This window comes from Nonomuraea sp. NPDC049649, assembly GCF_040675175.1.
GTDB lineage: Bacteria > Actinomycetota > Actinomycetes > Streptosporangiales > Streptosporangiaceae > Nonomuraea.
In genome coordinates this window covers 34,499-47,423 of sequence record NZ_JBFAOH010000012.1, presented here as the reverse complement: position 1 = coordinate 47,423, position 12,925 = coordinate 34,499, and the positions used below count along the sequence as shown (strand labels likewise).

The following is a 12,925-nucleotide window of genomic DNA, read 5'->3' as shown; positions in this document are numbered from 1 at the left end:
GTCCGCACGTACGGAGACACGCCACCAGGGTAGAGACATGATCGACTTAGTGCGCACTTTTCGCTGATCCCGACGGGAAACCACGAGGTCAGAGCCTTGCACTCAACGGTGATCTCGGAACATGAGCCAAGTCAGGAGAGTCGAAGCATTGGCCCACACCATCCGAACATGGGAACCCATGCTGATACCGGGCCTACTACAGACGGAAAGCTACGCCAGACAGGTGTTCCGAGGCAGGCCGGGGGTCACCGCGGAGGAGGTCGAGAACGCCGTACGGTTCCGCATGCACCGGCAGGCTGTTCTCTCCCGGCCCCGTCCGCCCATGTACTCGGCTCTGATCGACGAGAGCGTCCTCCGCAGACCGGTAGGCGGAAGGGAACTGATGCGAGAGCATTTGGCCAAGCTCTTGGAAGTCCTCAATCCTCCCTATCTGACAGTGAGAATCGTGCCTCTCTCGGCGGGACTCACCACCGGCTGTCTCGGCGCGTTCGAAGTGGCGACCCTCCGAGACTGCGGCCCCGATCACGCCTACCTGGAAAGCGCGGAAGAGGGCAGGGTGACTAATCGCGCGCAAACCGTACAGGCGCTTATTGTGCGATGGGAGGCCCTATCCAGCATGGCGTATCCCGTGGACAAGAGCCGGGACCTGATTCACGAGGTGATGAAGAGCTATGGCTAACACGAACAGTTTGCCCCTGGGTGTGTGGACCAAAGCAAAGGCGTCCGGCGACAACGGCGGGAGCTGTGTCGAGGTGATGCGGCGGCCCGATGACAGCGTTCTCGTCAGGGACACCAAGGACCGGGGGAAGGGGCCGGTCCTGGCGTTCACGCGGGACGAGTGGGGGGCTTTTCTGGACGGGGTGGTCAAGGGGGAGTTCGACCTTCCCTGAATCAGGGCTTCTGTTCCGCGATACGGGCGAAGGCGTGGATGTCCAGTTGCTCGCCTCGTACCGATGGGTCCACTCCTGCGGCGCGCAGCGCCTGCTCCGCCGCTGACGCGCTGCCCGCCCAGGACGCGAGGGCCGCGCGGAGAGTTTTGCGGCGCTGGGCGAAGGCGGCGTCGATCACCGCGAAGACCTCCTCACGAGGGGCGGTGGTCGGCGGCGGGTCGCGGCGTTCCAGGGAGACGAGGCCCGAGTCGACGTTCGGGACCGGCCAGAAGACCGTGCGACCGACCGGGCCGGCTCTGCGTACGTCGGCGTACCAGGCGGCCTTGACCGACGGGATCCCGTACGCCTTGGAGCCCGGGGCGGCGGCGAGCCGGTCGGCGACCTCCGCCTGCACCATGACGAGGCCCTTGCGCAGCGACGGCAGGACCTCCAGCAGGTGGAGCACCACCGGGACGGCGACGTTGTAGGGCAGGTTGGCGACCAGCGCCGTGGGGGTGTGGCCCAGGTCGCCAGGGGTGATCTTCATGGCGTCGGCCTGGATCACGGTGAGCTTGTCGGCGAGGCCGCGTTCGGCGACCGTCTCCGGGAGCTGCGCGGCCAGCACCGGGTCGATCTCGACGGCCACCACGTGGCGGGCCTCCGGCAGCAGCGCCAGCGTGAGGGAGCCGAGGCCGGGACCCACCTCGATGACCACGTCGTCCGGTGTCACCCCGGCGACGCGGACGATTCGCCGGACGGTGCCGCCGTCGATCACGAAGTTCTGGCCTAGCTTTTTGGTGGGGCGCAGATCTAGCTTGTTCGCCAAAATACGTATTTCTGCTGGGCCCAGGAGCCTCATCATCCAATAAGTGTCGCGCATCGAAGAACCTGTGATGGCGCACGGGGGTCGGGTGAGGGGAGGATTGGGTGGAACAGGAAGGGACATCCCTGATGGAGCCAACAGGCGCCGCCCCGCTTCGCCCGAGGGACTTACGGGAGATCGGGCCGTACCGGCTGCTGGGACGGCTCGGCGAAGGCGGCATGGGGACCGTCTTCCTCGCCCGCGCCCCGACGGGGCGGTTCGTCGCGGTCAAGGTGGTGAAGGCCGAGTTCGCCAACCAGGAGGGGTTCGCGGCCCGGTTCCACGCCGAGGTGGACAACGCGCGGCGGGTGGCGTCGTTCTGTACGGCGCAGGTGCTCGACAACGGCAACACCGGCGACGGGCGGCCGTACATGGTGACCGAGTACATCGCGGGGACGCCTCTTTCGGAGCAGATCTCCGCGTACGGGGCGCTGGATCCGGGGCCGTTGCACGGGGTGGCGCTGGGGGTGGCGGCGGCGCTGGCGGCGATCCACGTGGCCGGGCTGGTCCACCGCGACCTCAAGCCGGCCAACGTGATCCTGTCGCTGTCCGGGCCGCGGGTGATCGACTTCGGCATCGCCCGGGCGCTCGACCGGGAGACCGGGTTCACCATGTCCGGGGAACTGCTGGGAAGCCCTGGATGGTGGGCTCCCGAGCAGGTCAAAGGCGAGACCGTCACCCCGGCGGCCGACATCTTCGCGTGGGGATGCCTGATCGCCTACGCGGGCAACGGGCGGCACCCGTTCGGCCGGGGCGACCCCATCACGCTCGCCACCCGCGTCCTGCACACCCAGCCCGACCTGGGCGCGCTGCCGTCGCCGCTGCACGAGCTGGTACGGCGGGCGACGGCGATGGAGCCCCGGCAGCGGCCCTCGGCGCAGGAGTTACTGATCGCGCTGGTCGGCGGGAGCGCGCCCGCCCCTGCTGCGGACCCGCCCACGCTGGTGGCGACCGACCTGATGGCGGAGTGGGAGCCGCCCCGGAACGTGGCCGACGAACCTGACATCACGGCGACCTTCACCACGCCGCCGCCCAGTGACACCATGGTGGACCGGGACCCTTCGGGGAAGGGGCGCGCGGGGCCGACCCCGCCTCGCCGCCGGGAGGGTCCCCCCTCGTACGACCTCCCCCAGACGGGCTCGGCCCTCCCGAGGCTTCCCGCCGCCCCCGCCCCCTCCCGCGACATACCGGAGGACGGGCAAGGAAACGAAGCCTCGGACGACGACCAGTTGACCGAGCCGGGGCCGCAAGAGGAGCTGTCCGCGCACGGAGAACTGGCCGCGCGGGAGGAGCTGGCTCGTTGGACGCCTGCCGGTCAGGTCACTGCCTATCCCGCCGATCAAGCCCGGCCCGCCGTCAACGATCAGCCTGCCGCGACGATCCCGCCGCTTGATGACCCGCAGACCGATCCCGTCTATCAGCGCCCGCGCGGCACCAGGTGGCTGATCGCCGCCGCTGCCGCGCTGGTGGCGATCACCGTCACCGGCGCCGTCCTCATCGTGACGTCGGGCCGCGACACGCAGACGTCCCGCCCCGCCGCCACCGAGACCCGTCCCAACGACGTCGGCCGCAGGTTCCAGCTTGGGAAGACGTTCGACGACCCGGTGGTGATCGTGCCGGAGGCGCCGACGTGCGGGTTGAAGGAGTACGGGGGAAGCACGCAGACCCAGGGCCAGCTCTGCGTGCTGCGCTGGGTGATGGTGAACCCGGGCGGCAAGACGTGGGAGATCGGCGACCCGGTGGTGAGCCTGCGCGACGACCGAAACGCCGAGCACGGCCCGATCGGCGGTGAACCACAGGTCACGGCCATAGCGCCGGGTGACCGGATCGACGGGGTGCTCGTGTTCGACCTCCCGCCGTACCGGAAACCGGTGACGCTCTCGGCGAGGGTGCTGAAGGACGGCGAGCAGATCGAGGTCAGGCTGTGATGATCCGTTCGATACTGCTGGCGTTGATGCTCGGCGCGACCGGGCTGACCGTCCCGCAGGCTGCGGCGGCGTGTGCCGGGGTGAGCGACTTCGACGGCGACGGGGTGGACGACATCGCCGTGGGCGACCCGTTCGCCAAGGGCGGGAAGGGCGCGGTGCATGTGATCTCCGGCGACAAGGCGGTCCCGGTGACCGTGCCGGAGGTGGCGGAGGGTGACGGGTTCGGCTGGTCGGTGCGGCTGGCGAAGGTGGACTCCGACGAGTGCGCCGATCTGATCGTGGGCGCCCCGTACACGGAGGTGGACGGCAACGCCGACGCGGGCGCCGCGTACGTGATCTACGGGGGTGGCGCGGCGGCGCCGCAGCGGCTGGTGGCGGCGGAGCCGGAGCGCGGTGCGCGGCTGGGCTGGTCGGTGGCGGCGCGCGGCGATCTGGTGGTGGTCGGGGCACCGTACGAGGACGTGGACGGGCTGGCGGACGCCGGGGCGATCCACGTGCGCAAGGGCGGCGGGGAGCTGCGCCGGGTGACGCAGTCGACGGTGGAGGTGCGGGGCAACAGCGAGGTGGGCGACCAGTTCGGCTACGCGCTGGCGATGGGTCCGGGCAACGGCGTGGTGGTCGGCGTGCCGTACGAGAACGACGACGGTCACGGGCAGCAGGTGGACGAGGGGGAGGTCGACTCGGGTTCGGTGGTGGTGATCGAGGACGTGCTGGCCGAGGAGATCGTCAGCACGAAGCTGGACTCGCCGACGGGCAAGGCGGGCGACAAGTACGGGTACGCGGTGGCCTGGGTGGACGGCGTCGGGCCGGCGGTGGGGGTGCCGGGGGCGGGGTACGTGCAGCTCTACGACGAGAAGCTGGCCCCGACGGTGCGGGTGCGGCAGGAGGGCGGGGAGGCGTTCGGGTTCTCGCTGGCCGCCTCGGCGGACGGCAGGCTGGCGATCGGCGCCCCGTTCGGCGGCGGGGTGCGGGTGGTGACGGCCGCGGACGGCAAGGACGACCGGCGGCTGCCGCCCGCGGAGGGCCTGTTCGGCTGGTCGGTGGCGTTCAGCGGCAACAAGCTGTTCGTGGGGCAGCCGGACGCGGAGCCGCACGGGAGCGTGACGGTGGTGGCGCGCAACTCCGACGCGCTGCGGCCGGTGCGCCCGCAGGAGGGGGCGGACTTCGGCGTCTCGCTCGGCTAGCCGAACAGGTGCGCCCCGCAGCTCGGCCACTGGCTCTCCCACGCGCCGGAGATCCGCTGGTAGAGGAGCTGCGCCCGGTAGGTCTGCTCGTCCGGCGGCCAGGCGTGCGGCATGCCGGTGCCGCCGACGAGCTGCCACATCGGCAGGCTGAACTGGTAGAGCCCGTAGTAGGGCCCGCTGGGGTTGTAGGCGGTGGGGTCGCCGCCGGACAGGCAGCGGGCCAGCGCGTCCCAGTCGAGCGCCTTGACCTCGGTGCCGACGGGCAGGGTGCGGGGCGGCAGCACGGTGATGACCTCGCCGTCGGCGGGGAAGGCGCTCAGCGGCGGGCTGATCAGCGAGCCGGGCTCGTAGTCGACGCCGGCGCGCCTGAGCACCTGCCGGACGGTGCGGCCGGTGGTGGTCACCTCGCGGCGGGTGCCGCCGGCGATGATCTGGACGGTGCGCCGGGTGTAGATGGTGAGGGCCATGCCCGACAGCGGCACCGGCTCGTAGCGGCGCGCGGACAGCCTGCCGTCGAGCGCGGACAGGTCCAGTTCGGCGAGCGCGTCGCGGACGGTGGTGGCGGTGACCAGGCGCTGGCTGGTGCGGCCGTCGACGGTGAGCGTGATGGGGCGGGCGTGGCGGACCTCGACGTGCACGCCGTCGCCCAGCGGCTCCCGCGCGGCGGGCCGGACGAGGTCGCCGTCGCCGTAGGTCACGTCCTGGTCGGCGAGGAGTTCGCCGACCGAGGCGGCGAAGCTGCGCAACTGCCGCCGCTCGCCGTCGACGGTCAGCACGACGTCCTTGGCCAGGCCGCCGAGCACCACGATGGCGGCGGTGGCCAGCAGCCCCGTCGCGCACACCACCGGCGTCCAGGGTGAGCGCCACGGGATCGGGGGGCGGGGGGCACGCCTCTTTCCTCGCACGGGCGACCTCCGGTACGTCTCCTGAGGCGCCCGACAGTAGCGGCGGGCCGACTCGCCACCCGCCCCGCTTCACCGAAACATGGTCACCACTCGCCGAAAACCGTGACTCCGTTGGCGCTGATGGCCTCGCACAGCTCGTCCGGATGGACCCCCTTGACCTCCGCGAGGCACCGCAGGGTGAGCGGCATGAGGTAGGGGGCGTTGGGCTTGCCGCGGTGCGGCACGGGCGGCAGGTAGGGTGCGTCGGTCTCGACGAGCATCAGCTCGGCGGGCGCGACGCGGGCGGCCTCGCGCAGCGCGTCGTTCTTCTTGTACGTGACAGGCCCGGAGAATGACATGAAATATCCGGCCTCGGTGCATTTCTTGGCCATGTCGGCGTCGCCGGAGAAGCTGTGGAACACCACCACCGGCGGCGCCCCCTCCGACGCCAGCACCTTCAGCACGTCGTCGTGCGCCTCCCGGTCGTGGATGACCAGGGCCTTGCCCGTACGTTTGGCGATCTCGATGTGCGCGCGGAAGCTCGCGTGCTGGTCGTCGCGGGACGCCCAGTCGCGGTAGTAGTCGAGCCCGGTCTCGCCGACCGCGCGCACCTCCGGCCGCCCGGCCAGCTCCTCGATCTCGGCCAGCACCTCGGGCGTGGCCGAGTGGGACTCGTTGGGGTGGACGGCCACGCCGGCGTAGACGTCGGCGTGGGCGGCCGCCACCTCGGCGTTCCACCGCGAGGACGGCACGTCGTAGCCGATCGTCACCAGCCGGGTGACGCCGACCGCGCGGGCGTCGTCGAGGATGCTCCGCACGCTGGCCGAGGCCGCCTGAGCGGCCTGGGCCACCGGGTCGCCGGAGTGTGCCTGCCGGTCGCCCACCATGATGTCGAGATGGCAGTGGCTGTCGAAGACCGGCGCCGACAGAGGCTCCGGCGGGGCGGGAAGCTTGGTCACGGGATCACCCTTCCAGCCGGGCCAGCTCCTCGTCGACGACCTTCGGGTCGAGCTTCTTGAACAGCGGCACGGGCGGCCCGAGCGGGGTGCCGGGCTTGATCGGCCGGTGCTCCCAGCGGGCCGCGCCCTCGTAGTAGCCCATGATCACCGGGTAGGTGGAGCCGCCGTCCTCGTCGACCTCGCGGATCTCCGGCATGCCGGACCAGTCGCCCTCGCCGCCCAGCATCTTGTAGACCTTGTTGGACGAGCTGGGCAGGAACGGCGTCAGCAGCGTCTTGGCGTCGTCGACCACCTGGAGCGCGACGTGCAGGATGGACTTCTGCCGCTCCGGGTCGCCCTTGAGCTTCCACGGCTCCTGCTCGGCGAGATAGCGGTTGGCGTCGCGGACCACGTCGATCGCCTCGGTGATGGCGTTCTTGAACCGGGACCGGCTCAGCTCGGCGCCCACCGGGCCGAACGCGTTGCGCGAGCGCTCCAGCAGCGCCCGGTCGGCGTCGGTGAGGTCGCCGGCCTCCGGGATCGCGCCGAAGTTCTTGGCCGCCATGGAGATCGACCGGTTGACCAGGTTGCCCCAGGCGGCGACCAGCTCGCCGTTGTTGCGGTTGACGAACTCCTGCCAGGTGAAGTCGGTGTCCTGGCTCTCCGGGCCGGCGACGGCGATGTAGTAGCGCAGCGCGTCGGCGTCGTAGCGCTCCAGGAAGTCGCGCACGTAGATGACGACCTGCCGGGAGGAGGAGAACTTCTTGCCCTCCATCGTCAGGAACTCGCTGGAGACCACCTCGGAGGGCACGTTGAGCGCGCCGAGCGAGCCCGGCTTGCCGCCCTTGTCGCCCTGCCCGCTGTAGCCGAACAGCATCGCCGGCCAGATCTCGGCGTGGAAGACGATGTTGTCCTTGCCCATGAAGTAGTAGCCCCGGGCGTCGGGGTCCTGCCACCACTGGCGCCAGGCGTCGGGGTCGCCGGTGCGCCGGGCCCACTCTATGGACGCCGACAGGTAGCCGACCACCGCGTCGAACCACACGTACAGCCGCTTGTTGGGCTGGTCGCGCCAGCCGTCGAGCGGGATCGGCACGCCCCAGTCGAGGTCGCGGCTGATCGCCCGCGGCTGCAGGTCGCCGAGCAGGTTGAGGGCGAACTTGAGCACGTTGGGCCGCCACTCGCCCTGCTTGCTGCGCAGGTAGTTGCCGAGCACCTCGGTGAAGGCGGGCAGGTCGAGCATGAAGTGCTCGGTCTCGACGAAGACCGGCTTCTCGCCGTTGATGCGGCTCACCGGGTTGACCAGCTGGATCGGGTCGAGCTGGTTGCCGCAGTTGTCGCACTGGTCGCCCCGCGCCCCGTCGTAGCCGCAGAGGGGGCAGGTGCCCTCGATGTAGCGGTCGGGGAGGGTGCGCCCGGTGGAGGGCGAGATGGCCCCCATCGTGGTCTTGGGGAAGATGTAGCCGTTGTCGTACAGGCCTTTGAAGATCTCCTGCGTGACGTCGTAGTGGTTGCGCGTGGTCGTACGCGTGAACAGGTCGTAGGAGAGCCCCAGCCCCGTGAGGTCCTCGGCGATGACCCGGTTGTAGCGGTCGGCCAGCTCCTTGGCCGTGACGCCTTCCTTGTCGGCCTGCACCTGGATGGGTGTGCCGTGCTCGTCGGTGCCGGAGACCATCAGCACCTTGTTGCCCGCCATTCGCTGGTAGCGACTGAAGATGTCGGACGGCACGCCGAACCCGGAGACGTGCCCGATGTGGCGGGGGCCGTTGGCGTAGGGCCACGCGACGGCGGTCAATATGTGCTGGGACATGTGTCCAAGCCTACGGCTCACCGTCGCGCGCCTCGAACCGAACCGCTACAGTGTCCCGGCTGTGCCCGCCGTGCGCTCCTCGCGGGTGAGGGCCTCGGCCGCCTCCTCGGCGGCGCGGGCCGCCACGTCGACGGAGGTCTCGCGGGTGCGGCGGATGCCGAGGATGCTGACGAACAGCGACGCGAAGATCGTCTGGAAGCTCATGATGAGCGCGGTGGCCGCCGGGACGACGATGCGCAGCGACTCGCGCGGGTCGAGCGCGCCCCAGCTCCGCACCTGCCAGTGGGCCAGCGACATGACGAGGCCGACGAGACCGGCCACGGCCAGCAGGCCGCCCACGATCAGGCCGCGTTCCAGCGTGACCATGCTGATCAGCTTGCGCACCCGCCGCGACTCGGGCAGGAACCCTTCCTCCGCCGCGTACACCTTGGTGAACAGCGCGAACAGCGCCGACTGGAAGCCGATCACCACCGCGGCCGACGCGCCGACCAGCGTGTCGACGTCGAACGCCAGCTGACCGATCTTGACCGGCCCGAACGTCAGCGCGGTCCCGGCCACCAGGCCGATCATCATCAGCGCGATGCCGGGATAGAAGAACAGCCACTTGGGGCTGTAGAGGAGCAGGAAGCGCAGGTGACGCCAGCCGTCGCGCCAGGAACGCAGATGGGGCGGGCGGGAACGGCCGTCGGGCGAGAGAGTGGTGGGCACCTCGCGCACGTCGTAACCCGCCAGGGTGGAGCGGACGACCATCTCGCTGGCGAACTCCATGCCGCCGGTCTGGAGCCCCAGCCGCATGATCGAGTCGCGCCGGAAGCCGCGCAGCCCGCAGTGGAAGTCACCGATATTGGACGGGAAGAACAGCCGCCCGATGAACGAGAGGACCGGGTTGCCGAGGTAGCGGTGGAGCGGGGGCATGGCGCCCGGCGCGATGCCGCCCTTGAACCGGTTGCCCATCACCAGGTCGGCGCCGTCGCGCAGCTGCTCCACGAACGGCATCAGCGCGCCGAAGTCGTAGGAGTCGTCGGCGTCGCCCATGATCACATATTTGCCCCGAGCGGCCCGGATCCCCCCAAGCAGGGCGTTTCCATAGCCTTTCTCATCAACGTGGACGACACGTGCGCCGGCGTCGCGGGCGAGCTGCTGTGAGCCGTCCGTACTGCCGTTGTCGGCGATCAGCACCTCGCCCTCGATGCCGTGCTCCTCCATGCACGCCAGGGCCTTGCGCACACAGACTTCCACGGTCTCGGCCTCGTTGAGGCAGGGCATGACCACCGTCAGTTCCACGTCTCAACCCTTCAGTTACGGCACATCCAGCACACCATCATGCCGTGTGCCCAGCAATGGTCGCGGCATGTCTCCCGAACGACTGGCATTCTTTACAGCATGGTGAGCGTCGCGGAGGACACGTCTGTGGACAACTCCGCCATCGGCCGGACAGCCCGCGTGCTGTCGTTTCTGCGCCGTCATCGGGTGTTCGCCGCGGCCTTCGCCGGGGGTGCGGTGCTGCGGATCATCACCATGCTCGGCTACGGGCCGGCGATGTGGTTCAACGATTCGTACGAGTACGTTTCGGTCGCTCTGCACCCGCGCCCGCACCCGATCCGGCCCGACGGCTACGGCTTCTGGCTGCTGCTGCTCAAGCCTTTTCACAGCTTCACCCTGGTGACCTTTACCCAGCACCTGATGGGGCTGGCCACGGCGGTGCTCATCTACGCGCTGCTGCTGCGGAAGTTCCGGCTGCCCAAGTGGGGCGCGACGCTGGCCGCCGCGCCGGTGCTGTTCGACGCGTACCAGATCCAGCTCGAACAGCTGATCATGTCCGACACCCAGTTCACCCTGCTGGTGGTGGCCGTGATCACGCTGGTGCTCTGGCACCGGCGGATGTCGTGGCGGATGGGCGTCCTGGTCGGCCTGCTGCTGGCGCTCACCTGGCTGACCCGCTCGATCGGCCTGCCCGTCCTCGCGCTGGTGCTGGTCTACCTGCTCATCAAGCGCACCGGGTGGAAGACGATCGTGGCGGTCCTGACCGCCTGCGCCATCCCCGTCGCCGCGTACATGGGCTGGTTCGCCAGCGCGTTCGGCAAGTTCGCGATGACCAACAGCGACGGGCTCATCCTCTACATGCGCACGGCGATCTTCGCCGACTGCGAGAAGATGAACATCGACCCCTACCGGGAGGTCGAGCTGGTCCTGCTCTGCATCAACGACCCGGTCGACCAGCGCAAGGACTACGCGCAGTGGTACCTGTGGGGCCAGGGCAGCGGCGACGGCGAGGGCACCGGCGAGGTGCTCCACCGCTGGGGCAGCGTCAAGTTCACCGACATCACCAACGAGGCGGCCAGCGCCTTCGCGATGCGCGCGATCACCTCGCAGCCGGGCGACTACCTGCGCGTGGTGCTCCGCGACTTCATGCGCAGCTTCCACTGGGCCCGGCCGCGCTTCCCCGACGCGGCGACGTACAACATGTACGAGTTCAAGCCGTACCACGAGCTCGACAGCACCGGTAACCCGAAGCGGCTGCCCAACTGGCCGTCCTACCAGGGCCGCACCGACACCGACGCGTTCGCCTACGAGCAGGGGCCGCCCGAGACGCGGATCGTCTCCCCCTGGGCGGAGATCATGAGCGGCTACCAGAAGGTGTTCTACCTGCGGGGCATCATGCTGGGCGGCATCATGCTGATCGGCCTGTACGGGGTCGCGGTGCGCTGGCGCACCCTGGGCGGCCCGGTGGTGCTGCCCTGGCTGGGGGCGTTCGGGCTGCTGCTGGCCCCGGCGGCGACCGCCGAGTTCGACTACCGCTACGTGCTGCCCGCCGTGCCGCTGGCCTGCCTGGCCGCCGCCATCACGCTGCGCCGCGGCGTCACTTGGGGGCGGAGGACACCCACGAGCCCGACAGCATCCGGGCCCACCACTCCGCCTGAGTCACCGTCTCAGCGGACAGCACCGGGTGAAGCCACCAGAAGTTGATCAGGACGATGAGCGCGAACGCGCCCACCGCGGCGGCGCCCGAGGCCCGCCGCACCGGCGCCGCGTCCTCCTTGCCGAGCAGGAGCCCGGCCATGAGCGTGACGGCCAGCACCATGAACGGCACCACCGGGATCATGTAGAACAGGTACATGGTCCGGTCCTGCGCGATCGCGTAGTAGAACCAGGGCAGCCAGCCCGCCGCGTAGGCCAGCGGCACCGCCCCCGCCCGCCAGTCGCGGCCCGCGACCCACCACGCCACGCAGCCGAACAGGGCGAGGATCGACCCGTACCAGAGCGCGGGCGTGCCGACCCCGAGCACGGCCTGCGAGCAGGCGTCCGCCCCGCACGCGGAGGACGGCAGCCCGGTCGGGTAGTGGAACGACACCGGCCTGAAGAGCACCGGCCAGGTCCACGGCTCCGACATGTACGGGTGGTAGCTGTCGAGCCCGCTGTGATAGCCGAGCACCTGGAAGTGGTACTTCAGCCACGACCGGACCGAGTCGACGACGAAGAAGAACGGCCCGGACGAGGTGGCCTGCTCCCAGCCCCGCCCCCACCCGGCGTCGGTGACGAACCAGCCGGTCCACGACAGCACGTACGCGAGCGCGGGCACCGCGCCGAACGCGGCCGCCGCCGGCGGCAGGTCGAGCGAGAACGCCCCCCGGTACGGCTCCCGCAGGCCGATCGCCCGCCGGGCCCCCATGTCCCACAGAAGGCTCAGCACCGCGAACGCGACCAGGAAGAACACCCCGGACCACTTGACCGCGCAGGCCGCGCCCAGGCACACCCCGGCGCCGATCCGCCACCATCGGGGCCCGAGGTAAGGCCCGTGCGGCGACAGCGGCGAGGTCTCGTACCAGTCGACCAGCCGCTCGCGGGTGCGGTCGCGGTCGACCACCAGGCACGCGAAGGCGGCCAGGACCCAGAACATGAGGAAGATGTCGAGCAGCGCCGTCCGCGACAGCACGAAGTGCAGCCCGTCCAGCGCCAGCAGTAACCCCGCGAAGCAGCCCAGCAGCGTCGAGCGCGTCATCCGCCGCGCCACCCGGGCGAGCATGAGGATGGACAGGGTGCCGACCAGGGCGGCGGCGAAGCGCCAGCCGAACGGGTTCATCCCGAACAGCCACTCGCCCGCGGCGATCATCCACTTGCCGAGCGGCGGATGCGCCACGTACGAGGCGCACTGGTCGTAGTCGGCGCACTGGCGGAAGATGTCCAGGTCGCCCGCGAGGAGCCGCTTGTCGGCCACTGGATTGTCGGAGTCGCCCAGCGTGGCCCGCTCCGCCCCGTAGTGGAGCAGCGCGTACGCGTCCTTGACGTAATAGGTCTCGTCGAACACCACCGCGTGCGGCCGGCCGAGGTCGGTGAAGCGCAGCACCCCGCCGAAGATCGCGACGGCGATCGGCCCGAGCCACCCCCACAGCGCGCTCTCCCGCATCGGCGGGACCAGGCGGTGCCGCGAAACCCCCCAGTTCCTCACGATGGG

General features: G+C 70.2%; 11 protein-coding genes. 5 read left to right on the top strand and 6 right to left on the bottom strand.

What is annotated here, in order from left to right:
* Positions 1-121 precede the first annotated feature (121 nt).
* Both AB0J42_RS17890 and AB0J42_RS17885 read left to right on the top strand, forming a co-directional pair.
* Positions 122-679 (top strand): DUF5753 domain-containing protein, encoded by a 558-nt coding sequence (locus tag AB0J42_RS17890; protein ID WP_364295408.1) that lies wholly within the window; start codon positions 122-124, stop codon positions 677-679.
* Between the two features lie 22 nt (positions 680-701).
* Positions 702-890 (top strand): DUF397 domain-containing protein, encoded by a 189-nt coding sequence (locus AB0J42_RS17885; protein WP_364295405.1) that lies wholly within the window; start codon positions 702-704, stop codon positions 888-890.
* Between the two features lies 1 nt (position 891).
* Here AB0J42_RS17885 and rsmA read toward each other — a convergent pair whose 3' ends face one another.
* Positions 892-1,749, bottom strand: a complete 858-nt coding sequence (gene rsmA / locus AB0J42_RS17880; RefSeq protein ID WP_364295402.1) for a 16S rRNA (adenine(1518)-N(6)/adenine(1519)-N(6))-dimethyltransferase RsmA — start codon at positions 1,747-1,749, stop codon at positions 892-894.
* 71 nt (positions 1,750-1,820) lie between these two features.
* On the opposite strand from rsmA, the gene AB0J42_RS17875 reads away from it, so the two are divergent.
* Both AB0J42_RS17875 and AB0J42_RS17870 read left to right on the top strand, forming a co-directional pair.
* The gene (locus AB0J42_RS17875; protein WP_364295399.1) at positions 1,821-3,659 is read left to right on the top strand and encodes a protein kinase; all 1,839 of its coding nucleotides are present in this window, start codon (positions 1,821-1,823) and stop codon (positions 3,657-3,659) included.
* Complete coding sequence (locus tag AB0J42_RS17870; RefSeq protein ID WP_364295396.1) at positions 3,659-4,843, top strand: hypothetical protein; 1,185 nt, start codon at positions 3,659-3,661, stop codon at positions 4,841-4,843. The genes AB0J42_RS17875 and AB0J42_RS17870 overlap by 1 nt, the downstream gene beginning before the upstream one ends.
* Here AB0J42_RS17870 and AB0J42_RS17865 read toward each other — a convergent pair.
* The 4 genes from AB0J42_RS17865 to AB0J42_RS17850 all read right to left on the bottom strand — a co-directional run bounded on the left by AB0J42_RS17865 (position 4,840) and on the right by AB0J42_RS17850 (position 9,756).
* Positions 4,840-5,688 carry a ubiquitin-like domain-containing protein gene (locus AB0J42_RS17865; protein ID WP_364295393.1) on the bottom strand — a complete coding sequence of 283 codons (849 nt, stop codon included), beginning with the start codon at positions 5,686-5,688 and terminating at the stop codon, positions 4,840-4,842. The genes AB0J42_RS17870 and AB0J42_RS17865 overlap by 4 nt on opposite strands.
* A 143-nt stretch (positions 5,689-5,831) precedes the next feature.
* Complete coding sequence (locus tag AB0J42_RS17860; protein WP_364295390.1) at positions 5,832-6,686, bottom strand: TatD family hydrolase; 855 nt, start codon at positions 6,684-6,686, stop codon at positions 5,832-5,834.
* A gap of 4 nt (positions 6,687-6,690) precedes the next feature.
* Positions 6,691-8,472: a methionine--tRNA ligase gene (gene metG / locus AB0J42_RS17855; RefSeq protein ID WP_364295387.1), complete on the bottom strand. Its 1,782-nt coding sequence runs from the start codon at positions 8,470-8,472 to the stop codon at positions 6,691-6,693.
* A 45-nt stretch (positions 8,473-8,517) separates the two neighbouring features.
* Positions 8,518-9,756, bottom strand: coding sequence for a glycosyltransferase family 2 protein (locus AB0J42_RS17850; protein WP_364295384.1), 1,239 nt, complete (start codon positions 9,754-9,756; stop codon positions 8,518-8,520).
* Between the two features lie 99 nt (positions 9,757-9,855).
* On the opposite strand from AB0J42_RS17850, the gene AB0J42_RS17845 reads away from it, so the two are divergent.
* Positions 9,856-11,439 carry a hypothetical protein gene (locus tag AB0J42_RS17845; RefSeq protein WP_364295381.1) on the top strand — a complete coding sequence of 528 codons (1,584 nt, stop codon included), beginning with the start codon at positions 9,856-9,858 and terminating at the stop codon, positions 11,437-11,439.
* Here the strand turns inward: AB0J42_RS17845 and AB0J42_RS17840 are convergent.
* Positions 11,333-12,919, bottom strand: coding sequence for a phospholipid carrier-dependent glycosyltransferase (locus AB0J42_RS17840; RefSeq protein ID WP_364295378.1), 1,587 nt, complete (start codon positions 12,917-12,919; stop codon positions 11,333-11,335). The two genes, AB0J42_RS17845 and AB0J42_RS17840, sit on opposite strands and share 107 nt — an antisense overlap.
* Between the last annotated feature and the right edge of the window lie 6 nt (positions 12,920-12,925).

Excerpts from the sequence above, each read along its gene's own strand:
- AB0J42_RS17890 (WP_364295408.1), top strand. The coding sequence starts at position 122 with ATGAGCCAAGTCAGGAGAGTCGAAGCATTGGCCCACACCATCCGAACA.
- rsmA (WP_364295402.1), bottom strand. The coding sequence starts at position 1,749 with ATGCGCGACACTTATTGGATGATGAGGCTCCTGGGCCCAGCAGAAATA.
- AB0J42_RS17875 (WP_364295399.1), top strand. The coding sequence starts at position 1,821 with ATGGAGCCAACAGGCGCCGCCCCGCTTCGCCCGAGGGACTTACGGGAG.
- AB0J42_RS17870 (WP_364295396.1), top strand. The coding sequence starts at position 3,659 with ATGATCCGTTCGATACTGCTGGCGTTGATGCTCGGCGCGACCGGGCTG.
- metG (WP_364295387.1), bottom strand. The coding sequence starts at position 8,472 with ATGTCCCAGCACATATTGACCGCCGTCGCGTGGCCCTACGCCAACGGC.
- AB0J42_RS17845 (WP_364295381.1), top strand. The coding sequence starts at position 9,856 with ATGGTGAGCGTCGCGGAGGACACGTCTGTGGACAACTCCGCCATCGGC.